This window comes from Bacillus sp. 165 (assembly GCF_017742235.1).
GTDB lineage: Bacteria > Bacillota > Bacilli > Bacillales > Bacillaceae_G > JAGHKQ01.
This window is the reverse complement of the sequence record NZ_JAGHKQ010000005.1, coordinates 1-21,324: the sequence shown is the minus strand read 5'-3', so window position 1 is coordinate 21,324 and position 21,324 is coordinate 1. Positions and strand designations below refer to the sequence as shown.

21 protein-coding genes, 1 tRNA gene and 1 other RNA gene are annotated in these 21,324 nt (G+C 40.2%); 21 read left to right on the top strand and 2 right to left on the bottom strand.

The window, feature by feature from the left end; translation table 11 throughout:
- Positions 1–14: 14 nt before the first annotated feature.
- From whiA to J7Q84_RS09470, 3 genes are all read left to right on the top strand, one after another.
- Positions 15–965, top strand: coding sequence for a DNA-binding protein WhiA (gene whiA / locus J7Q84_RS09480; protein WP_209094294.1), 951 nt, complete (start codon positions 15–17; stop codon positions 963–965).
- Between the two features lie 20 nt (positions 966–985).
- Entirely contained in the window at positions 986–1,243 is a 258-nt protein-coding gene (locus J7Q84_RS09475; protein ID WP_209094293.1) for an HPr family phosphocarrier protein, read from the top strand.
- Between the two features lie 158 nt (positions 1,244–1,401).
- Positions 1,402–2,040, top strand: coding sequence for a GTP pyrophosphokinase (locus J7Q84_RS09470; RefSeq protein WP_209094292.1), 639 nt, complete (start codon positions 1,402–1,404; stop codon positions 2,038–2,040).
- A 50-nt stretch (positions 2,041–2,090) separates the two neighbouring features.
- Here the strand turns inward: J7Q84_RS09470 and clpP are convergent, their stop codons facing one another.
- Complete coding sequence (gene clpP, locus J7Q84_RS09465) at positions 2,091–2,675, bottom strand: ATP-dependent Clp endopeptidase proteolytic subunit ClpP (RefSeq protein ID WP_209094291.1); 585 nt, start codon at positions 2,673–2,675, stop codon at positions 2,091–2,093.
- A 346-nt stretch (positions 2,676–3,021) separates the two neighbouring features.
- On the opposite strand from clpP, the gene J7Q84_RS09460 reads away from it, so the two are divergent.
- From J7Q84_RS09460 to rnr, 13 genes are all read left to right on the top strand, one after another.
- Positions 3,022–3,094, top strand: a tRNA-Arg gene (locus J7Q84_RS09460).
- Between the two features lie 146 nt (positions 3,095–3,240).
- Positions 3,241–3,405, top strand: a complete 165-nt coding sequence (locus J7Q84_RS09455) for a hypothetical protein (RefSeq protein WP_209094290.1) — start codon at positions 3,241–3,243, stop codon at positions 3,403–3,405.
- 304 nt (positions 3,406–3,709) lie between these two features.
- Positions 3,710–5,005 (top strand): RNA polymerase factor sigma-54, encoded by a 1,296-nt coding sequence (gene rpoN / locus J7Q84_RS09450; RefSeq protein ID WP_209094289.1) that lies wholly within the window; start codon positions 3,710–3,712, stop codon positions 5,003–5,005.
- Between the two features lie 13 nt (positions 5,006–5,018).
- The gene (locus J7Q84_RS09445; protein ID WP_209094527.1) at positions 5,019–5,264 is read left to right on the top strand and encodes a glutaredoxin family protein; all 246 of its coding nucleotides are present in this window, start codon (positions 5,019–5,021) and stop codon (positions 5,262–5,264) included.
- A gap of 136 nt (positions 5,265–5,400) precedes the next feature.
- Positions 5,401–6,423 (top strand): sugar-binding transcriptional regulator, encoded by a 1,023-nt coding sequence (locus tag J7Q84_RS09440; protein ID WP_209094288.1) that lies wholly within the window; start codon positions 5,401–5,403, stop codon positions 6,421–6,423.
- A gap of 47 nt (positions 6,424–6,470) precedes the next feature.
- Positions 6,471–7,478 (top strand): type I glyceraldehyde-3-phosphate dehydrogenase, encoded by a 1,008-nt coding sequence (gene gap / locus J7Q84_RS09435; protein WP_209094287.1) that lies wholly within the window; start codon positions 6,471–6,473, stop codon positions 7,476–7,478.
- A gap of 109 nt (positions 7,479–7,587) precedes the next feature.
- Positions 7,588–8,772, top strand: coding sequence for a phosphoglycerate kinase (locus J7Q84_RS09430; protein WP_209094286.1), 1,185 nt, complete (start codon positions 7,588–7,590; stop codon positions 8,770–8,772).
- A gap of 28 nt (positions 8,773–8,800) precedes the next feature.
- Positions 8,801–9,556 (top strand): triose-phosphate isomerase, encoded by a 756-nt coding sequence (gene tpiA, locus J7Q84_RS09425; RefSeq protein ID WP_209094285.1) that lies wholly within the window; start codon positions 8,801–8,803, stop codon positions 9,554–9,556.
- Positions 9,556–11,088 (top strand): 2,3-bisphosphoglycerate-independent phosphoglycerate mutase, encoded by a 1,533-nt coding sequence (gene gpmI, locus J7Q84_RS09420; protein WP_209094284.1) that lies wholly within the window; start codon positions 9,556–9,558, stop codon positions 11,086–11,088. Before tpiA ends, gpmI begins: the two co-directional genes overlap by 1 nt.
- Positions 11,089–11,151: 63 nt before the next feature.
- Complete coding sequence (eno, locus tag J7Q84_RS09415; protein WP_209094283.1) at positions 11,152–12,447, top strand: phosphopyruvate hydratase; 1,296 nt, start codon at positions 11,152–11,154, stop codon at positions 12,445–12,447.
- Between the two features lie 386 nt (positions 12,448–12,833).
- Positions 12,834–13,067, top strand: a complete 234-nt coding sequence (secG, locus tag J7Q84_RS09410) for a preprotein translocase subunit SecG (protein WP_209094282.1) — start codon at positions 12,834–12,836, stop codon at positions 13,065–13,067.
- Between the two features lie 130 nt (positions 13,068–13,197).
- Positions 13,198–13,938, top strand: a complete 741-nt coding sequence (locus J7Q84_RS09405) for an alpha/beta hydrolase (protein ID WP_209094526.1) — start codon at positions 13,198–13,200, stop codon at positions 13,936–13,938.
- Between the two features lie 243 nt (positions 13,939–14,181).
- Complete coding sequence (gene rnr, locus J7Q84_RS09400) at positions 14,182–16,554, top strand: ribonuclease R (RefSeq protein WP_209094281.1); 2,373 nt, start codon at positions 14,182–14,184, stop codon at positions 16,552–16,554.
- Positions 16,555–16,638: 84 nt separating this feature from the next.
- On the opposite strand, the gene J7Q84_RS09395 is transcribed toward rnr, so the two are convergent.
- Complete coding sequence (locus J7Q84_RS09395) at positions 16,639–17,310, bottom strand: MBL fold metallo-hydrolase (protein ID WP_348519846.1); 672 nt, start codon at positions 17,308–17,310, stop codon at positions 16,639–16,641.
- A gap of 190 nt (positions 17,311–17,500) precedes the next feature.
- Here J7Q84_RS09395 and smpB point away from each other — a divergent pair, with 190 nt between their 5' ends.
- From smpB to J7Q84_RS09370, 5 genes are all read left to right on the top strand, one after another.
- Positions 17,501–17,968, top strand: coding sequence for an SsrA-binding protein SmpB (gene smpB, locus J7Q84_RS09390; protein ID WP_209094280.1), 468 nt, complete (start codon positions 17,501–17,503; stop codon positions 17,966–17,968).
- 111 nt (positions 17,969–18,079) lie between these two features.
- Positions 18,080–18,431: a transfer-messenger RNA gene (gene ssrA, locus J7Q84_RS09385) on the top strand.
- 261 nt (positions 18,432–18,692) lie between these two features.
- The gene (locus J7Q84_RS09380) at positions 18,693–19,655 is read left to right on the top strand and encodes a nuclease-related domain-containing protein (protein ID WP_209094279.1); all 963 of its coding nucleotides are present in this window, start codon (positions 18,693–18,695) and stop codon (positions 19,653–19,655) included.
- A 455-nt stretch (positions 19,656–20,110) separates the two neighbouring features.
- Positions 20,111–20,869, top strand: a complete 759-nt coding sequence (locus J7Q84_RS09375; protein ID WP_209094278.1) for a TrmB family transcriptional regulator — start codon at positions 20,111–20,113, stop codon at positions 20,867–20,869.
- Positions 20,870–20,967: 98 nt separating this feature from the next.
- Entirely contained in the window at positions 20,968–21,291 is a 324-nt protein-coding gene (locus tag J7Q84_RS09370; protein ID WP_247739183.1) for a helix-turn-helix domain-containing protein, read from the top strand.
- The last annotated feature ends 33 nt before the right edge of the window (positions 21,292–21,324 follow it).

Below are 21,324 nucleotides of genomic sequence, written 5' to 3'. Positions count from 1 at the left end.
GGGAGGTGAGAGCGGTGTCGTTTGCATCAGAAACAAAAAAGGAATTAACCAACCTTGAAATAAAGGACTGCTGTGTCAAAGCGGAACTGTCCGCGTTAATTCGAATGAACGGCTCTCTTTCCTTTTCCAACCGCCATATTGTGATCGATATTCAAACAGAAAATGCGGCTATCGCCCGCCGTATTTATAAGCTTTTAAAAAAAAGATACGATGTAACAGTGGAGTTACTAGTACGTAAAAAAATGAGATTAAAAAAGAATAATGTGTACATTGTACGGTTGGTTGAAAAGACGAAGGAAGTACTTGAGGATTTGCATATTATAAGTGAAGGGTTTTCATTTACTCATAACATTTCAGCTTCATTAATCAAAAAGAAGTGTTGTAAGCGCTCCTATTCACGAGGTGCCTTTTTAGCAGGAGGCTCCGTAAACAACCCTGAAACTTCATCTTACCATTTGGAGATTTTTTCCTTATATAAAGAGCATAATGAAGCGATATGTGAACTCATGAACGAATTTGGATTAAATAGCAAAACGCTGGAAAGACGAAAAGGGTTTATTACGTATTTAAAAGAAGCTGAAAAAATTACGGAGTTTCTAAATATTATTGGAGCTCACAATGCATTGCTAAAATTTGAAGATGTACGCATTGTCCGAGATATGAGGAATTCAGTAAATCGGTTAGTAAATTGTGAAACAGCTAATTTAAACAAAACAATAGGTGCTGCTCTTAGGCAAATTGAAAATATTCGATATATTAAAGAAACAATCGGTTTGGATATTTTGCCAGATAAATTACGTGAAATTGCAGAGTTACGTGTCAATTTTCAAGATGTAACCTTAAAGGAACTGGGAGAGATGGTTTCAGGAGGGAAAATCAGCAAATCTGGAATCAATCATCGCTTGCGGAAAATTGATGAGATTGCTGATAAATTACGAGCAGGAGAGCTAAGTACAAAAAAATAATATAAGGGGGAAATGGGGAAATGGTGCAAAAGCAAGTGGAGGTTATGTTGAGAACAGGGTTACAGGCTCGTCCGGCAGCGTTGTTTGTACAAGAAGCAAACCGTTTTCAATCTGACGTATTTATTGAAAGGGACGGCAAGAAAGTAAATGCAAAAAGCATTATGGGATTAATGAGCTTAGCAGTCGGAGCAAATGCGACTGTAACTATTATTACTGAAGGTGCTGATGAGCAAGAAGCACTAGAGGTATTAACAAAATATGTTCAACAAGAAGCGTAGGCCGAGTGCTTGCGCTTTTTGTATGAAAAAGAAGAAAGGCAGTTCGGCAATATTCATTCCTAATGAGAAGTTATAGATTCTTCATGAAAAGTTCACAGTAAGTTCATGCATATATGGTAGAGTGTGGATGTTATGAAGAAATGAGAGGATGAATATGGATGCAGCAATTGCTGGAGCGTAAAGGAATAGAGTGGAAACATTTCTTATTCATATATAAATTTGCGTTAGATGAGATTCATACAAAGCTGGAGATTTTGAACGAAGAGTTTCAATTTGTTCATGAACATAATCCAATTGAGCATATTAAAGTAAGAATTAAGTCTCCTGAAAGCATTAAGAGTAAACTTGAGCGTAAAGGGTTGGAAGTGAGTACGGAAAATGGTGAGAGATATATTCATGATATTGCTGGTATTCGGGTAATTTGCTCTTTCGTTTCAGATATATATAAAATTTATGATATGATTAAAAACCAAGATGATGTTCGGGTGTTGCGGGTAAAGGATTACATTAAAAATCCAAAACCAAACGGGTACCAAAGCCTTCATCTTGTGATAGATATACCTGTATTTTTGTCAGACAGAACCGAACGAGTGAAGGTAGAAGTACAAATTCGAACTATTGCAATGGATTTTTGGGCAAGCTTAGAGCATAAAATTTATTACAAATTTGAATGTGACGTTCCCCCTCATCTGACAGACGAGCTAAAACAAGCAGCCGAGATGGTGCATTATTTAGATGTGAAAATGAAACGAATCAAAGATGAAATGGAGTTATATACATCAGCAGAAAAGAAATAACATAAAAAATGGAGCGTTATACTTACTAACGCTCCATTTTTTATGTTTGTTTATAGTGTATGTGCCATAATTTTATCGATTAAACCGTATTCCAATGCTTTTTCAGCAGTCATGAAGTTGTCGCGCTCTGTGTCGCGTTCGATTACTTCAAGCGGTTGACCTGTTCTTTCAGAAAGGATATGGTTTAATTTGTCGCGTAAGAAGAGAATACGCTTTGCAGCAATTTCAATTTCCGTTGCTTGGCCTTGCGCTCCGCCAAGCGGTTGGTGAATCATAACTTCGCTGTTTGGAAGAGCAAAACGCTTTCCTTTTTCTCCTGCTGCAAGCAAGAATGCTCCCATGGATGCTGCCATACCGATACAGATAGTGGAAACATTCGGTTTGATAAACTGCATAGTGTCGTAAATCGCCATTCCTGCAGTAATAGAGCCGCCTGGGCTGTTGATGTATAAAGAAATATCCTTCTCAGGATCTTCTGCCGCTAAGAATAGAAGCTGAGCTACAATAGAGTTTGCGACATTATCATCGATTGCGCTTCCTAATAGGATAATACGGTCTTTTAACAAACGGGAATAAATATCGTATGCACGTTCCCCACGATTTGTTTGTTCAATAACTGTAGGAATTAAATTCATGTTTCTTCCTCCTTTAAAAAAGCTTTGAGTGTTTACACTTATAATACAATTATGGTCAAGAAAGGTCAAACGAAACCGTTTGATTTTAATATATTTTGAAAAAATATGTTTGTTGTACACTATTCACCGAAGAGCAGGACAAGTCCTGCTTTTATGTAGTAATTGAACTTGAAAGAAATATTAGTGTGAGAGACTTAACTTGCCGTATGCGGCAAAGAAGAGGTGGTAAGAGTGGAATGTTGTTTTCCGCTTTTCTTTGTACCTTTCATCATGATAACCGTTTGTACTGAAAATAAACATATAGGTCTTGAAAGAAAATAAAATGTTGATTATAATAATGGTATATGCGCTCGTAGCTCAGCGGATAGAGCAATGGTTTCCGGTACCATGTGTCGGGGGTTCGATTCCCTCCGAGCGCGTTCTATAATTGAAAAGATAAGAAGCACTTGCTTCGTTGTTCCTGGTTGTTTTGCGGAAGGCGAAGGGGTGCTTTTTACGTTGATGTAATAAAGAGTAAGAGGGCAATCCAGGTTCACTTGTACTTAGAGAAGGGGAGGGACTACAGATGATTTTTGTACTGTTTTTTCTTATAGCTGTCATTCAAGCACTGTATGCATTTACGAAGTACTCTTTTACACCAGCTGTGGTAATAACCGCATTTTCATGGATGGTGTTGCTTGTGTTGGTAATGGTGATTCGAAAAGATAAAAAAAGAAGAGAAACGAATTAGGTGTGCCTAGAGAGCATACCTTTTTATTTTTGATAGAGTGAGAAACAAACATACACGCTCATGAGCAGGTCTATATGTAATCTCTAGCGGCGTTACAGTATATAGTCTAGTTTATAAAATTTTTAAAGGCTGTTAAAAGAAAAAACAACAAATTTTTTATGATATATATAAAAATCAGTTTTACCCTATGCCTATATGTAATAAGAATAAGATAACGATTCATTTTACGGATGAAGGTGCCAGTATTTTTCCATTCTACTTTCACCACGATTATTGTACAATAAAGGACGAGGGGGAGATACATTTGAAAGCAAGTCTACTGCAAGAACAAACGTTAAAGTTGGCTATGACTCAAGAACTGAGACAAGCAATTACGATGCTCCAGTACAACGCTCAGGAGCTGACGGAGTTTTTATATGAGCAATCTCTTGATAATCCCCTGATCGAATTGAGCAGCTTCGAGGTATCCAAGAGAAAAACCAAAAGCACTAGCAGTACAACAGAAAATCGTATGGAAGTATACAGCAATAATAATGTAACCATACAGGAGCATTTGACTAATCAATTGCGTTATTTAAAAATAAATGAAAAAGAAAAGCGAGCATTAACCTTTATTATCTTGAACATTGATGAAAATGGATATTTACAGGAAACAGATGAAGAGCTTGCACGGTTTCTTTCTATATCTGTAACAGAAGTGATACGTTATGTCCAAATGGTTCAAGGGTTAGAACCGGCGGGGGTAGGGGCAAGGAATTTGCAAGAGTGCTTGCTTTTGCAACTTAAGCGGTTACAAGATGGAGATCCGATTGCTGAAGTTATCGTGGAGCATCATTTTGACTGTTTTGCCAAAAAGGATTGGAAGCAGCTTGGAACAGCGCTGAAATGCAGTACAGCCGAACTACAAGCCGCTGTTGATGTTATTATTTCACTGCAGCCTCGTCCTGGCATCCCGTTTTCTCACGAAGGTCCTATGTATATCGTTCCTGATTTAATTGTGACGAAGGAGCAGGGAAAGCTTGTTATTAAACTTAATCAGGGCAATATGCCGAAGATTGAGGTTCACTCTGAATACAGTGCTTTGATGAACAGTAAGGCGGAAAAAGAAATAGTTTCGTATCTTTCTGAAAAATATCAACATGTGCAGTGGATCCTGAAAAGCTTAGAGCAGAGAAAGCGTACGTTAATTAACGTGATGGAAGTCATTGTCGATAAACAACGTGAGTTTTTTACAGAAGGTCCGCTTTATTTAAAGCCGTTGTCATTAAAGGAAGTAGCAGAAATATTAGAATTACATGAATCTACTATCAGCCGTGCTACACGTAATAAGTATGTACGAACACCATATGGATTATTCGAAATGAAGTCGTTTTTTAGCGGTGCACTGGCTACAACAGATGATACTGCTATTTCTACAACACGCGTAAAACAGCTTATTAAAGCATTAGTAGATGAAGAGAATAAGAAAAAACCGTTATCCGATCAAAAAATTGTGGAGCTGCTTGAGCATGAACATGAAATTATACTTTCGCGTCGAACGGTAGCTAAGTATCGAGAACAGCTTAATATTCCATCTTCCTCAAGAAGAAAATCAATTTAAGGGTGAAAACATGATTGATATAGTTCTTTATTCAAAAGAAGAATGTGGCTTGTGTGATAAAGCAAAAGTTATTTTAGAAGAGTTAAAATCAGAATTTCCTCTCGCCGTTACTGAAGTAGATATTTATAAAGATGATGCACTTTTGGAGCGGTACCAAATTATGATTCCGGTGGTCGAAATTGAGGGGAAAGAGGTTGAATCCGGAATTATTCATAAAGATTTTATAAGAAAGCGCTTAACAGAGGTGCTTAGTAGTTGAATAAGTTTTTGACTCCTGCTACAATATGCAATGTAGCAGGGCTAATTTTTTTGGATTGAGTGGGACATAATAGGTCGTATAGGGACTTTAAATGACCACGATATAAAAATACGGACTTTAGTAAGGAGATAGAAGGATGCGTTCGTTAATAGAACATCAAAAAAAATTATTGCCTGATATGCTGCCTGTTATGCAAACTCGATTTCAAATTCTTCAGTACATACGATTAATGCAGCCGATTGGAAGAAGAAATTTGTCTGCAAGTTTAGATATGACAGAACGAGTATTACGAAGTGAAGTACAGGTATTAAAGGACCAAGGCTTAATTCATATCGCTTCTTCAGGAATGACATTGACAGAAGAAGGGACGCAGCTGGTTATAGGCCTTGAAGAATTTATGAAAGAAATTTCTGGTTTGAAGGTTTTAGAGGAAAAACTTAAGGGAAAATTAGAATTGAATGAGGTTCTTGTTATCAGTGGGGACAGTGATGAATCACCGTGGGTAAAGCAAGAATTAGGACGTGCGTGTGCGATATGCATAAAGCAGCGTCTTTCTGCGAATAATATCGTTGCTGTTACTGGTGGTACAACCATGGCAGCTGTCGCAGATATGATGAGGCTAGATGCTAAAAACCCGCAGCTTCTGTTCGTTCCTGCACGCGGTGGTCTGGGTGAACATGTAGAAAATGAGGCAAATACGATTTGTGCCAAAATGGCAGAAAAGACAGGTGGGAATTATCGCCTTCTCTATGTGCCCGATCATGTTAGCAGTGAAGCCTATGCTTCTATTGTAACAGAGCCGTCTGTGAAAACGGTACTCGAGCTTATTCAGTCTTCCAACATTGTGATTCATGGAATTGGGGATGCCTATACGATGGCACGAAGACGAAACACCTCTGCAGCCGACTTGCATAAGATTATGGAAGGGGAAGCAGTAGGAGAAGCGTTTGGATATTATTTTAATCAACATGGTGAGGTTGTGCATAAGGTATTGACCATTGGGATGCAGCTTAAAGATTTAGATAATGCTGCTCATGTCATCGCGGTTGCCGGCGGAGCCTCAAAAGCAAAAGCAATTCATTCTTTTATTAAGCAAGGGCACACTTCGTTGTTAATTACGGATGAAGGTGCTGCAAAACAGTTACTAAGGGAATTTTGACCCTTATCATATATTTAATATTTTATCCATATGAGGAGGAATTTCAAATGGCAGTTAAAGTAGGTATTAATGGATTTGGACGTATTGGTCGTGTGGTGTTCCGCGCAGCTCTTAATAACCCTAATATAGAAGTAGTAGCAATCAATGACTTAACAGATGCAAAAACATTGGCACACTTGCTAAAATATGATTCCGTACATGGTTCTGTAAATGCAGAAGTAGCAGTAAATGGCGACAGCATTGTGGTAAACGGCCGTGAAATCAAAGTTATCGCTGAGCGTGATCCCGCTCAATTACCATGGAGCGATTATGGCGTAGAAGTAGTAGTAGAGTCTACAGGCCGTTTCACGAAAAAAGCAGATGCAGAAAAGCATTTAGGCGGTTCAGTTAAGAAGGTTGTTATCTCAGCTCCTGCAACGGACGAAGATATTACAGTCGTTATGGGTGTAAACGAAGATAAGTATGATGCTGCGAACCATCATGTAATTTCTAACGCTTCTTGTACAACAAACTGCTTAGCTCCATTTGCAAAAGTATTAAACGATAAATTTGGCATCAAGCGCGGTATGATGACAACAATTCACTCATACACAAACGATCAACAAATCTTAGACTTACCTCACAAAGATTTACGCCGTTCTCGTGCAGCTGCAATGAGCATGATTCCGACTTCTACTGGAGCAGCAAAAGCGGTATCTCTTGTATTGCCTGAATTAAAAGGTAAGTTAAACGGCGGTGCTGTACGTGTTCCAACTCCAAACGTATCTCTTGTTGACTTAGTTGTTGAGTTCGATAAACAAGTAACAGTGGAAGAAGTAAACGGAGCATTGAAAGCAGCTGCTGAAGGTGAACTAAAAGGTATCCTAGCTTATAGCGAAGAGCCTTTAGTTTCTATCGACTATAATGGAAACACAAGCTCTTCTACAATCGATGCTTTATCTACAATGGTTATGGAAGGCAATATGGTAAAAGTACTTTCTTGGTACGATAACGAAACTGGTTATTCCAACCGTGTAGTAGATCTTGTAGACTACATTGCATCTAAAGGTCTTTAATTTATTCTTTGATAATGGGGAGAGGGGGTAGCCCCTCTCCCACTTCCGTTATATAATAGAAAATTGTGGTAAACTCTTTATCAACCCAATGTAAATGGAGGGAATTCCTATGAACAAGAAAAGTATTCGTGATGTGGATTTAAAAGGAAAACGAGTATTTTGTCGTGTGGATTTTAATGTGCCGATGAAGGAAGGTAAAATTACTGACGAAACACGTATTCGTGCGGCACTTCCAACTATTCAATACTTGATGGAACATGGTGCAAAAGTAATTTTAGCAAGCCACTTAGGGCGTCCAAAAGGTCAAGTGAATGAAGAGATGCGCCTTACAGCTGTAGCAGCTCGTTTAGGAGAACTGCTTGGTAAAACTGTAAGGAAAACCGAGGAAGCTTACGGACAAGCAGTACAAGAAGAAATCAACCATATGAACGAAGGGGATGTATTGCTTCTTGAAAACGTACGCTTCTATGCAGGAGAAGAAAAGAATGATGCGGAGCTTGCAAAAGAATTTGCAAAATTAGCAGATTTATATGTGAATGACGCATTTGGTGCAGCTCATCGTGCGCACGCTTCTACTGCTGGTATTGCTGAGCATCTTCCTGCTGTATCAGGACTGTTGATGGAAAAGGAAATCGACGTGTTAGGTAAAGCCTTGTCAAATCCTGAGCGTCCATTCACTGCAATTATCGGCGGAGCAAAGGTAAAAGATAAGATCGGTGTAATCGAAAACCTGCTTGAAAAAGTAGATAATTTGATCATAGGAGGCGGACTTGCCTATACATTTGTAAAAGCACAAGGACATGAAATCGGTAAGTCGCTTTGCGAAAATGATAAACTGGATCTTGCACGCAGTTTCATGGAAAAAGCAAAGGAAAAAGGCGTAAACTTTTATATGCCTGTGGATTCAATTGTTGCAGATGATTTCTCTGAAAACGCCAATACAAAAGTGGTGAGTATTGACCAAATTCCAAGTGACTGGGAAGCGTTAGATATTGGGCCGAAAACTCAAGAAATTTATAAAGATGTTATTCAAAAATCTAAGCTTGTGATTTGGAACGGGCCTATGGGTGTATTTGAAATCGATAAATTTGCTCAAGGTACAAAAGCAGTGGCAGAGGCTTTAGCTGAAGCGCCTGATACATATTCTGTTATCGGAGGAGGAGATTCAGCGGCGGCAGTTGAAAAATTTGGCTTAGCTGATAAAATGAGCCATATCTCTACAGGTGGAGGAGCTTCCTTAGAGTTTATGGAAGGGAAAGAACTTCCAGGCGTCGTGCTCCTAAACAACAAGTAATTCTAGCTAGAAAAAGGATGGTGTACCTATGCGTAAGCCAATTATTGCAGGGAACTGGAAAATGCACAAAACTCTTTCAGAAGCAGTAAGCTTCGTTGAGGAAGTAAAAGGTCAAATCCCTTCTGCAGAAGCAGTTGATTCTGTTGTCTGCTCTCCGGCTCTATTTTTAGAGCGATTGGTTGCAGCGACAGAAGACTCTGACTTGAAAGTGGGAGCGCAAAACATGCATTTTGAAAATACTGGTGCATTTACAGGTGAAATCAGTCCTGTTGCACTTAGTGATTTAAGAGTAAGTTATGTGATTTTAGGGCATTCTGAGCGTCGTGAAATGTTTGCAGAAACAGATGAAACGGTGAACAAAAAAACAATTGCGGCGTTTAAACACGGCTTAACACCAATCGTTTGCTGCGGAGAAACGTTAGAAGAGCGTGAAGGCGGTAAAACGTTTGATCTTGTAGCAGACCAAGTGAAAAATGCATTAGCAGGTCTGTCTTCTGAGCAAGCAAAGCAGGTTGTTATCGCTTATGAACCAATTTGGGCAATCGGGACAGGGAAATCTTCTTCTGCTCAAGATGCGAACGAAGTGTGCGCACACATTCGTAACGTTATCGCAGAAGTGTTTTCTTCTGAGGTTGCAGAGGCAGTTCGTATTCAATACGGCGGCAGCGTGAAGCCTGAGAATATTAACGAATATATGGCTGAATCTGACATTGACGGAGCGTTAGTCGGCGGGGCAAGCTTAGAACCACAATCGTTCTTGAAGCTGTTGGAGGCTGTGAAGTAATGGCAAAACAACCGAAAGCGTTGATTATTTTGGATGGATTTGCTTTACGAAACATAGAACAAGGAAATGCAGTAGCACAGGCGAAAAAACCAAACTTTGAGCGGTATTGGAATCAATATCCGCATGCTACTTTAACAGCATCTGGAGAAGCTGTTGGTCTTCCGGAAGGCCAAATGGGAAATTCAGAAGTCGGGCACTTAAATATAGGAGCCGGACGCATTGTATATCAAAGTTTAACTCGAGTGAACGTAGCTATTCGTGAAGGTCAGTTTGAGCAAAATGAAACGTTTGTGAAGGCAATGAACCATGTAAAAGAAAAGGGAACTGCCTTGCACTTGTTTGGTTTGCTTTCCGACGGTGGTGTACACAGTCATATTAATCATATGTTTGCTTTGTTGCGTCTTGCAGCAAAAGAAGGTATAGAAAAAGTGTACATTCATGGATTTTTAGATGGCCGCGATGTTGGTCCGCAAACGGCAAAAACATATATTAATGAGACATTACAGGTAATAGAAGAGACAAAGACAGGGCAATTGGCTACTATTTCTGGCCGATATTATTCCATGGATCGTGATAAGCGTTGGGATCGTGTAGAGAAATGCTATCGTGCTATGGTGTACGGAGAAGGTCCAACGTATAATGATCCGTTAGAATGTATAAATGATTCGTATGAAAACGGCATCTTTGATGAGTTCGTTCTGCCGTCCGTTATGGTACAAGAAGATGGAACACCTGTAGCAACCATTAACGATAATGATGCTATCATCTTCTATAACTTCCGTCCGGACCGTGCGATCCAAATTTCCCGTGTGTTTACAAATGAGGATTTCCGTGAGTTTGATCGCGGGGACAAATTCCCGCACATTCCTGAATTTATTTGTATGACTCAATTCAGCGAAACAGTGGGGGGCTATGTAGCGTTCAAGCCTACAAACTTGGACAATACACTGGGTGAAGTAGTATCTCAGGCAGGCTTAAACCAACTTCGTATCGCAGAAACAGAAAAGTATCCGCATGTAACATTCTTCTTCAGTGGCGGTCGTGAAGCAGAGTTTCCGGGAGAAGAGCGAATTTTAATCAATTCTCCCAAGGTTGCAACATATGACCTTAAGCCGGAAATGAGTATATACGAAGTAACGGATGCCTTGTTAAAAGAAATTGAAGCAGACAAGCATGATGTGATCATTTTAAACTTTGCAAATTGTGATATGGTTGGTCACTCAGGTAAATTAGAGCCGACTATCAAGGCGGTAGAAGCGACGGATGAGTGCTTAGGCAAGGTGGTAGATGCAATTGTTGCCAAAGGAGGTACGGCAATTATCACTGCAGACCATGGTAATGCTGATGAAGTTATTACTCCAGAGGGGCAGCCGATGACAGCTCATACAACGAACCCGGTTCCTGTTATTGTGACGAAAGATGGCATTCAGCTTCGTGAAGACGGCATTTTAGGAGATTTGGCTCCGACGATGCTGACGCTTCTTGGCGTGGAACAGCCAAAAGAAATGACTGGAAAAACTTTAATTAAGTAATGACTAAAGTTATCAAAAAATGACTATTTTAAAAAAGTAGACAAATAAAAAGGAGAGATATTTATGCCATTCATTACTGATGTTTATGCTCGTGAAGTATTAGATTCTCGCGGTAATCCTACTATAGAAGTAGAAGTGTACACTGAATCCGGCGCATTCGGACGTGCATTAGTGCCAAGCGGTGCTTCTACTGGTGAATATGAAGCAGTTGAGCTACGTGACGGTGACAAATCCCGTTACCTTGGAAAAGGTGTATTAAATGCTGTTGATAATGTAAATAACATCATCGCTGAAGAAATTATCGGCTTAGATGTAACAGACCAAGCAGGCATCGACCGTATTATGATCGAGCTTGACGGAACAGAAAACAAAGGGAAATTAGGTGCAAACGCAATTTTAGGCGTTTCTATGGCGGTAGCTCACGCAGCTGCGGATCTAGTAGGTCTTCCTCTTTACAAATATCTTGGAGGCTTCAATGCGAAGCAATTACCGACTCCAATGATGAACATCATCAATGGTGGTTCTCATGCTGACAACAACGTGGACTTCCAAGAGTTCATGATTTTACCTGTTGGTGCTCCAACATTTAAAGAAGCATTGCGTGCAGGTGCAGAAGTATTCCATGCATTAAAAGCTGTATTACACGATAAAGGCTTAAACACTGCGGTAGGTGACGAAGGCGGATTTGCTCCTAACCTAGGTTCTAACCGTGAAGCGTTAGAAGTTATCATGGAAGCAATTAAAAAGGCTGGTTATGAGCCTGGTAAGGATATATTGCTTGGAATGGACGTAGCGTCTTCAGAGTTCTACAATAAAGAAACAGGAAAATATGACCTTGCAGGAGAAGGCCGCACTGGCTTAACATCTGCTGAAATGGTTGATTTTTACGAGCAATTAGTGAACGAATTCCCAATTATCTCTATTGAAGACGGATTAGATGAGAATGACTGGGATGGACACAAGCTGTTAACAGAACGACTAGGTTCGAAAGTACAATTAGTAGGTGATGACTTATTCGTGACAAACACGAAGAAGCTTGCTGAAGGTATCGAAAAAGGAATAAGCAACTCTATCTTAATCAAAGTTAACCAAATCGGTACATTAACAGAAACATTTGAAGCGATTGAAATGGCGAAACGCGCTGGCTACACTGCGGTAGTATCCCACCGCTCCGGCGAAACAGAAGATGCAACAATCGCTGATATCGCAGTAGCAACAAATGCAGGCCAAATCAAAACAGGTTCTTTAAGCCGTACAGATCGTATCGCGAAGTACAACCAATTATTACGTATCGAAGACGAGCTGGGCGAGCTAGCTGTTTATGACGGCTTACAATCTTTCTACAACTTAAAGAAGTAATATAAATCTGTAATGACGTTTTAATAAAGCCGGACTGTGAGTGCAGACATAGTCTGGCTTTTTTCTTTGAAAAAATGTGTGGATGAAAGCTCTCACAGTTTGTCCTCAAGTAATAACCTTCCTAAAGAGAGTCAAGGTGGCTTCTTTAGCCGCCTGTTCTGTAAGCACGGTGTTAGCAGAATTCATTTTGATGCGAAAACCTGAGAAATCAATACAACTAGCATAGAGTAAGATGCAATATACCCCTTTAGCCAGTAGGATAGAGAAGGCAAGAGGGCATTTGATTATCTAAAAGAAGTTAAAGCAAAATATGGTACTCTCTTGTGACAAGTCTTTCTTTGTGTTACATTTATAGTAATTTATAGTGTGTCTTGGAGGTGCAATCAGTGCATACGTTATTCACAGTATTATTAATTATTTCTTGTATTTCGTTAATTGTGTTGGTTTTATTGCAATCCAGTAAAAGTGCAGGCTTATCAGGCGCAATTTCTGGGGGAGCTGAGCAATTGTTTGGAAAGCAAAAAGCACGTGGGATAGATGCAGTTTTACAGCGTTTAACAATTGTGTTTGCGGTATTGTTCTTTGTTTTAACAATTGTGGTAACATACGTTAATCTATAAGAGCGAAAAAGATTCACCGATATGGTTGAATCTTTTTTTGTTGTTGAGTTAAGGTTGGCCGTTAGATTTTTTTCTGCATGCTGTGATACACTAACATATGAAATTAGAAAGAGAAAGAGGATTTTGCATGATAAAATTAGCATCTCCAAAGCCGTTTACCTTCGAAGGTGGTGAACGTGCGGTTTTATTATTACATGGATTTACAGGCAATTCTGCAGATGTCCGCATGATTGGCCGTTACTTAGAGAAACGAGGGTATACATGCCACGCGCCTATTTATCAAGGTCACGGTGTACCGCCTGAAAATTTGGTTCATTACGGTCCGGATGATTGGTGGAAGGACGTCATGGAAGCATATGGATTCTTAAAGGACAAGGGCTACGAAAAAATTGCTGCAGTCGGGCTTTCCTTAGGCGGTGTATTTTCATTAAAACTTGGCTACAGTATACCGATTCAAGGTATCGTTTCGATGTGTGCACCGATGTATATTAAGAGTGAAGAAATCATGTATCAAGGAGTTCTTGCATACGCTAGAGAATATAAAAAGAGAGAAAGAAAATCTCCTGAGCAAATTGAAGCTGAAATGCTGGAGTTTAAGAAAACACCAATGAAGACATTGAAGGCTCTTCAACAGTTGATTGCTGAGGTGCGAGATAATGTGGATATGGTGTATGCACCGACATTTGTTGTTCAAGCCCGTCATGATGAAATGATTAATACGGATAGTGCCAATATTATTTACAACAGTGTAGAATCCAATAAGAAACAAATCAAATGGTATGAAGATTCCACACATGTCATTACACTGGACAAGCAACGTGACGAGCTTCATGAGGATATTTATAACTTCTTAGAGCAACTAGATTGGTAATATCTAGTTGTGTTTTTTTTACATACTTCTTATGCAAATACATACATTTGGTAATACTAAATAGAGCATTTATTCCGTAGTGGTTTTGATCTCGATTCAAAACTGAAGAAAAATCAAGAAGATAGGTACAGGATAAGGTCAAGCTTCTCTTACTAATGAGAGCTTTACTTTATAAACATATAGAGAGTTACGCCGGTTAAGCATCGCATACCGGTTCTGTTTTTGAGAAAAGGAGGGATACTTTTGGAAGAACATATTCAAGAGCATATAAATAAGTTGCTGTCATTTATGAAGGAAGAAGCATACAAGCCATTAACGGTGAAAGAGCTGGAGGAGGCGTTCGGGATTGAAGATTCCACCCAGTTCAAGGATTTTGTAAAAGCGCTTGTGATAATGGAAGAAAAGGGCCTTGTCGTGCGGACAAGAAGCAATCGCTATGGCTTGCCGGAAAAGATGAATTTATTGCGAGGTGTATTGACCGGCCATGCGAAGGGGTTTGGGTTTGTTGCACTTGAAGAAAAAGGGATGGATGATATCTTTATTCCGCCGGATCAGTTAAATGGTGCCCTGCATGGTGATACCGTTTTAGTGAGAGTCAGTGCGGAATCAAGCGGGGCTCGTAAAGAAGGAACCATTGTCCGCATTCTTGAGCGCGGTACAAAGAAGGTTATTGGTACATATACAGAGTCCAAAAATTTCGGTTTTGTTTTACCAGATGATAAACGTATTGCGAGCGATATTTTTATTCCGAAAAATGCTTCTATGGGGGCAGTAGAAGGACATAAAGTTGTTGTTCGTCTCACGAGCTATCCGGAAGGACGTTTGAGTGCGGAAGGAGAAGTTGTTGAGATTCTCGGTCATAAAAACGACCCAGGTGTCGATATTCTATCGGTCATTTATAAATATGGCTTACCGCAAGGGTTTTCAGAAGAGGTAATGAATCAAGCGAACAGTGTTCCAGATACGATTCAGGAGGCTGATTTGCAAGGGCGCCGAGATTTGCGAAATGAAACGATTGTAACAATTGACGGGGCTGATGCTAAAGATTTAGATGATGCTGTAACAGTTACGAAGCTGCCAAATGGTAATTATAAGCTGGGTGTTCACATTGCGGATGTGAGTCATTATGTTACAGAGGGCTCACCAATTGATCAAGAAGCCTCAGACAGAGGAACGAGTATTTATCTTGTTGACCGCGTAATCCCTATGATTCCGCATCGCTTATCCAACGGTATTTGCTCTTTAAATCCGAAAGTGGATCGATTGACATTGTCTTGTGAGATGGAAATCAATCCACAAGGGGATGTTGTGAGTCATGAGATTTTTCAAAGTGTGATTAAAACAACAGAACGCATGACCTATTCCGATGTGAATAAAATCTTAGATGAAAAAGATGAAGAATTAATTGTACGCTATGAACCGCTCGTCGAGTTTTTTGAGGGGATGGCGGAGCTTGCGGCAGTTTTACGTCAGAAGCGAATGAATCGCGGCGCTATCGATTTTGATTTTAAAGAGGCAAAGGTACTTGTGGACGAAGAAGGAAATCCGACAGAGGTTGTGCTTCGTGAACGTTCTACGGCAGAAAAATTGATTGAAGAGTTCATGCTTGCAGCAAACGAAACCATTGCTGAGCATTTTCATTGGATGAATATACCATTCATGTACCGGGTTCATGAAGAGCCGAAAGAAGATAAGCTGGAGCGCTTCTTTGAGTTTATTACTAACTTTGGTTATGTTGTAAAAGGAAAAGCAAACGATATTCATCCGCGTGCACTGCAGAAAATTTTAGAAATGGTACAAGGGCAGCCGGAAGAGGTCGTAATTTCAACGGTTATGCTTCGTTCTATGAAGCAGGCACGTTATGATGCAGAGAGCTTGGGACACTTCGGGTTGTCAACCGAGTATTATACACACTTTACATCACCAATTCGCCGTTATCCAGACTTGATTGTGCATCGCCTCATCCGTACGTATTTAATTAATCAACAAATTGATGCTGATACACAAGCGAAGTGGAGAGAAGATCTTCCAGTCATTGCTGAGCATTCTTCCAATATGGAGCGGCGTGCGGTTGAAGCAGAGCGTGAAACAGATGAATTGAAAAAAGCGGAGTTTATGCTTGATAAGATTGGTGAAGAGTATGACGGTATTATCAGCTCTGTAACCAATTTTGGCTTATTTGTAGAGCTGCCTAATACAATCGAAGGGCTTGTTCATGTCAGCTACTTGACAGATGATTATTATCGCTATGATGAGCACCATTTTGCGATGATTGGAGAGCGTACTGGAAATGTATTCCGCATCGGGGACGAAATTACGATTCGTGTTGTGAATGTAAACAAAGATGAGCGGATTATTGACTTTGAAGTGGTAGGAATGAAGGGCAGCCGCAGAGGGGAACGAAAAGCTCGTCCAATGGTAATTGAGCAGCCAAAGAGCGGCAGAGGAAGAAGAAGAGGCGAAAGAACTGAGCAAGGACAAGGCAGCCGCAGAAGACGAAATGGCGAAAGAGAGACAGGCAATGAACTCGGCAGCAGCCGGAAAGAAGGGAAAAAGAAAAAAGCTTTCTTTGAAAATGCGCCGAGTGCGAAACGGAAGAAAAAGAAGAAGCGATAAATACCAGTTGTACATGTGCAATTTTTTTAAAAAAGAAGCTGAGTTATCGGCTTCTTTTTACTATGCATTGGGCTGTAAGAGAGACTACATATGTTTTTTCTTTGTGATATATTTTTCTGCTTCGATGATAGCTCTATCCATAGGATGTAAAGGATTGGGTAGCATTAGGCCGTGTCCGGTCGCAAGTAGAGAAGGAGATAGGCCGCGCAGCTTACGAGCACTGTCTATGGAAAGCTCTTTACTCCACGTGCCGAGAGCAGGAAACGGAAAGGTGAGGTTGATTTTCCCGGCTACTGCCAGACCCCCGCGTGTTTGAAGGGCATCTCCAGTGATGAGAGAGTTATTTCGTATATCTAGGAATGCCATAGAGCCCGGTGTATGACCCGGTGTGCATACTGCTTTTAGGGAGCCAATTTGATCACCATCCTGAAGAAGGACATCTGGCCGGGTTTGCAGTTTTTTTGAAACGTCCCCGCGAATAGGGATTTGTGGTTCGCCAGCCTCTAGAGACCGATCATGTGCCATTAATTTTGCCTCTCGTGCTGATATGTACACTTTTGCTTCAGGTAACACATTTTTTAAAGCGTCCAATGAACCGATGTGGTCTACATGAGCATGTGTTAAAACAATGCAGGTAATTGGCTTTCTAATTTGTTCAGCTGTTTTTAGGATTTCCTTATAACTGTAAGGAAGTGCTGCATCAATTACCGTCAACTCAGTTTCTTCTTCTATTAGATAGCAATTCACAGGAAATATGGTCTGTAAAAAGCTTAACTGATAAAGCTACTGGTACTGCTGAAGCCGCATAAAATCTTCCCTCCTAAATACCAGTATCACGTCTAATTATATTTGATTTATGGATATATATGTCTGTTTTAAAACATCGTCGAATTGAGAAGTAAAGCGCTTTTTGTTACAATAATAAAAATGAAGGGGGACGAACTATATGCCTAAAGGTCAGGGAAAGGTGGTTGCTCAAAACAAAAAAGCATACCATGATTATTTTATTGAGGAAACATATGAAGCAGGGATTGTGCTTCAAGGAACGGAAATTAAATCCCTTCGTGCCGGACGGGCCAATCTAAGAGATTCCTATGCGCGCATACATAATGGGGAAGTGTTTATATTCGGCATGCATATCAGCCCGTATGAGCAAGGAAACCGCTATAATCACGATCCGCTTCGCACTCGAAAATTGCTTCTTCATAAAAAAGAAATTTCAAAGCTGATCGGATACATTAAGGAAGAGGGTTACACACTGATCCCAACAAAGGTGTATTTAAAAAACGGCTTTGCTAAAATGGAACTCGGATTAGCAAAAGGTAAAAAGCTCTATGATAAGCGTGAAGATTTAAAGAAGAAAGAAGCAAAGCGTGACATTGAACGTGCTTTCCGCGAACGTCAAAAAATGTAACAGTATTTTACAATTGCAAACAAGCGGACATATGTTATAATAACTTATGTAAGACATTGGTTGCTCATTGAAAAACAGCTCAATACAGCTGTCTCGTAATTCTTCCTATATGGGGACGTTACGGATTCGACAGGGGTAGTTCGAGCTTAAGTTGCGAGTCGAGGGGATCGGCCTCGTTAAAACGTCACAGCCAATAACTGGCAACCAAAAATTAGCTTTAGCTGCTTAATAAAAGTAGCTGCTCCTCCCTCCATCGCCCATGTGGTAGGGTAAGGGGCTCAAACTAAGTGGGCTACGCCGGAGTTCGCCGTCTGAGGGCGAAGGAAGAGAATAACCAGACTAGTGGCTTGGACGCCTGTCGATAGGCATAAGAGTTTGCGAAATGCTAATATATCGACTACACTCGTAGAAGCTTAAGTGCCGATACTTTTGGACGTGGGTTCGACTCCCACCGTCTCCACCAATACATAGTTGGTGGTAAATACAATCATGATACGGACTTGCCGGTTACGGCAGGTCCGTTTTTGCATTTGTACTTCGATAATAAGGTTTCTGCCGATAAGTATCGGAGATTCGCCGAAAAAGTGAGTTCTTTGCCGATAAGTATGAGAGATTCGCCGAAAAAGAGAGTTTCTGCTGATATAATTGAAATTTTGCCGATAAGGAAGGAGAGAGAAGAAAGTTGTTGAATAAAGTGTTATCTTCTGTATAAAGGAGTGGTCACTTGATTGTTAAACCGAGACAGATGCCTCTTCATTTGCAAAAACTGGACGCATTGTTACGAAGACTACCTGAATATCACGCAAGGAGACAAGACATTACAGAAGTTGTTGTTAAAGGAAGGGCGGGATATCGTGGGGAGCAGGCTGTTGAATATCCATTAAGTTTTTTGCCTAGTGCAGATTATTTGATATTACATGATCTTCGGCTTCCCTATCAAAATCACTATTTTCAAATTGATACCCTTCTCCTTTCTAAGCGATTTTTTCTTGTTTTGGAAATTAAAAATATCTCTGGGATCCTCTATTTTGATTCGACCTTTCATCAGATGATTCGAACGTATGAAGGAAAAGAAGAAGCATTTCCCGATCCGATTTTACAAGTAAAGCGCCAGCAAGAGCAACTCCAGCTATGGCTTGCACATCATCGTTTTTTAATTCCTCCTTTGGAATCACTTATCGTTATTGCCACCCCACGTACTATTATAAAAGCTTCCCCTGAAAATTTGAGTGTTCCCCAAGTCGTCATTCACCATGCTAATCTTCTGAACAAAGTTACTCTGTTTGAAAAGCAGTACGTAAAAGAAATTTTTACAAGGAAGCAGTTGACTAGTCTTGCGAAACGATTGCAGCATTCGCATGTGTCGTTGAATCAAGACGTATTGAAAACATATAAGATAAACAAAGATGAATTGATTAAGGGTGTCTTTTGTTCAAACTGTTTATATATTCCCATGCAGCGGAAGCAGGGCAAATGGGTATGTCCGGCTTGTACAAATATTTCTTTAGACGCGCACCTTGCTACACTAAAGGACTATGCGCTTTTATGCGGCTGCTTTGCTAAAAATAAAGAGATTCGAGAGTTTCTGCAGCTTTCATCAGATTCTATTACCAAACATATTCTAAGGTCTGCGGGTGTTCCTTATGAAGGAAAGAATAAAGGCAGGGTATATCATCTATCGATATAGACCGTTTTAGCGAAAAAGAGGAATCCCGCCGAAAAGGCTGAGGGTTTTGCCCATAAGAAGGAATCCCGCCGAAAAGGCTGAGGGTTTTGCCCATAAGAAGGAATCCCGCCGAAAAGGCTGAGAGATTCGCCAATAAGAAGGGGATTCCGCTGAAAAGGCTGAGAGATTCACCGATAAAAAGGGGATCTCGCCGAAAAGGCTGAGGGTTTCACCGATAAGAAGGGGATTACGCCGAAAAGGCTGAAAGATTGACCGATAAAAAGGGGATTCCGCCGAAAAGACTGAGAGATTCGCCGATAAGAAGGGGGTCCCGCCGAAAAGGCTGAGGATTCCGCTGATAAGAAGGGGATCTCGCCGAAAAGGCTGAGAATCCCCCTTAAGCATGGTTGCCAACCTTCCTCAAAAGGGTATAATCATGTATAAGAGAGTAAACCGTGTATGAATCAGGAGGGGACATGCTTCAAAAATTTGGTTTTTCCTCATATGAGAGTAAGGTATATGAAACGCTTGTGTCGAGTGATGAGGCATTGGATGCCACTACGATTGTTAAACATTCGAGTGTTCCGAAAGCAAAGGTGTATGAAGTGCTTTCGCGGATGATTGATAAGGGACTGATTATGGATACTGTGTCGGAGAAGAAAAAGCTGTATGCGGCGTTGCCGATGGGAACAGTCATTGAAAAGCTGACAAAGGATTTTCAGCAAAATATTGCTGAGCTGAAAAAACATGAGTCGAAAACAACATTTGTGGATGACCGGGTATGGAGCTTGAGGGTGCGGTCTTCCATAGATGCTCAGTGCAAAAGCTTGATTGAAAAAGCGGAACACTCTATTTTTATTTCAGCTTGGAACGATGATTTTGCTCCATACATATCCATACTTGAGGAGAAAGAGCGGCAAGGGGCAGTGATTGAAGGATTAGTCATTGGAAAAGTAGAAGCGAGCTTGACCCAGCTTCATACGTTAATTCCCTCTGAAGGACATGATGTATTGGAGAGGTTTAAGCTTATTATTGTCGATGAAAAAGAGGTGCTGTTTGCAGGGGTGGAGAATGATAATTGGCAAGCGATGCGAACGATGTCGCTGCCATTTGTGAAGTTCTTTACTGAGTTTTTCTACCATGATGTTGCGTTAACAACCATTACAGGAAAATATTTAGAGCAGCTGAATGATGACCATGAGATTCGGCGTTTGCTTATGCGTTTGCGTTATTAAAAAAGACCTGAGGATTTGATATTATCCCCTTATAGTAGACACGAAAAAAAGCCCATCTGATAAAATGGATGAGCAGTCTACTATTGGGGGATTTTATTATGCCATTAAAGGGAACAAAATTTAAACACTATTCAAATCAACTAAAACTTAAGGCAGTAAAACAATATGAAAATGGCTATGGAAGTTATGTTTCAATTTCACAGGAATTTGGTTTACGTAGTTCAACTCAACTTAAAAATTGGGTAAAAAAGTATAGAAATGGTGAGTTATTTGACGATCAAAGGGGAAAATCAAATAATTTTCATCCGTTCACTGGACGTCCAAAAATTAAGTTTGATTCCATCGAAGAAGAAAGAGATTACTTGAAAGCACAGGTAGAATATTTAAAAAAGCGCTATCCAAATATATTGGGGGAGGGTTAATTCCAAAGAAAATTCGATTTGAAATAATAAGTG

Bases quoted from the DNA above. Each gene is read 5' to 3' on its own strand.
- J7Q84_RS09475 (WP_209094293.1), top strand. From the start codon at position 986: ATGGTGCAAAAGCAAGTGGAGGTTATGTTGAGAACAGGGTTACAGGCT.
- J7Q84_RS09470 (WP_209094292.1), top strand. From the start codon at position 1,402: ATGCAGCAATTGCTGGAGCGTAAAGGAATAGAGTGGAAACATTTCTTA.
- clpP (WP_209094291.1), bottom strand. From the start codon at position 2,675: ATGAATTTAATTCCTACAGTTATTGAACAAACAAATCGTGGGGAACGT.
- J7Q84_RS09455 (WP_209094290.1), top strand. From the start codon at position 3,241: ATGATTTTTGTACTGTTTTTTCTTATAGCTGTCATTCAAGCACTGTAT.
- J7Q84_RS09440 (WP_209094288.1), top strand. From the start codon at position 5,401: ATGCGTTCGTTAATAGAACATCAAAAAAAATTATTGCCTGATATGCTG.
- gap (WP_209094287.1), top strand. From the start codon at position 6,471: ATGGCAGTTAAAGTAGGTATTAATGGATTTGGACGTATTGGTCGTGTG.
- J7Q84_RS09430 (WP_209094286.1), top strand. From the start codon at position 7,588: ATGAACAAGAAAAGTATTCGTGATGTGGATTTAAAAGGAAAACGAGTA.
- tpiA (WP_209094285.1), top strand. From the start codon at position 8,801: ATGCGTAAGCCAATTATTGCAGGGAACTGGAAAATGCACAAAACTCTT.
- gpmI (WP_209094284.1), top strand. From the start codon at position 9,556: ATGGCAAAACAACCGAAAGCGTTGATTATTTTGGATGGATTTGCTTTA.
- eno (WP_209094283.1), top strand. From the start codon at position 11,152: ATGCCATTCATTACTGATGTTTATGCTCGTGAAGTATTAGATTCTCGC.
- smpB (WP_209094280.1), top strand. From the start codon at position 17,501: ATGCCTAAAGGTCAGGGAAAGGTGGTTGCTCAAAACAAAAAAGCATAC.
- J7Q84_RS09375 (WP_209094278.1), top strand. From the start codon at position 20,111: ATGCTTCAAAAATTTGGTTTTTCCTCATATGAGAGTAAGGTATATGAA.
- J7Q84_RS09370 (WP_247739183.1), top strand. From the start codon at position 20,968: ATGCCATTAAAGGGAACAAAATTTAAACACTATTCAAATCAACTAAAA.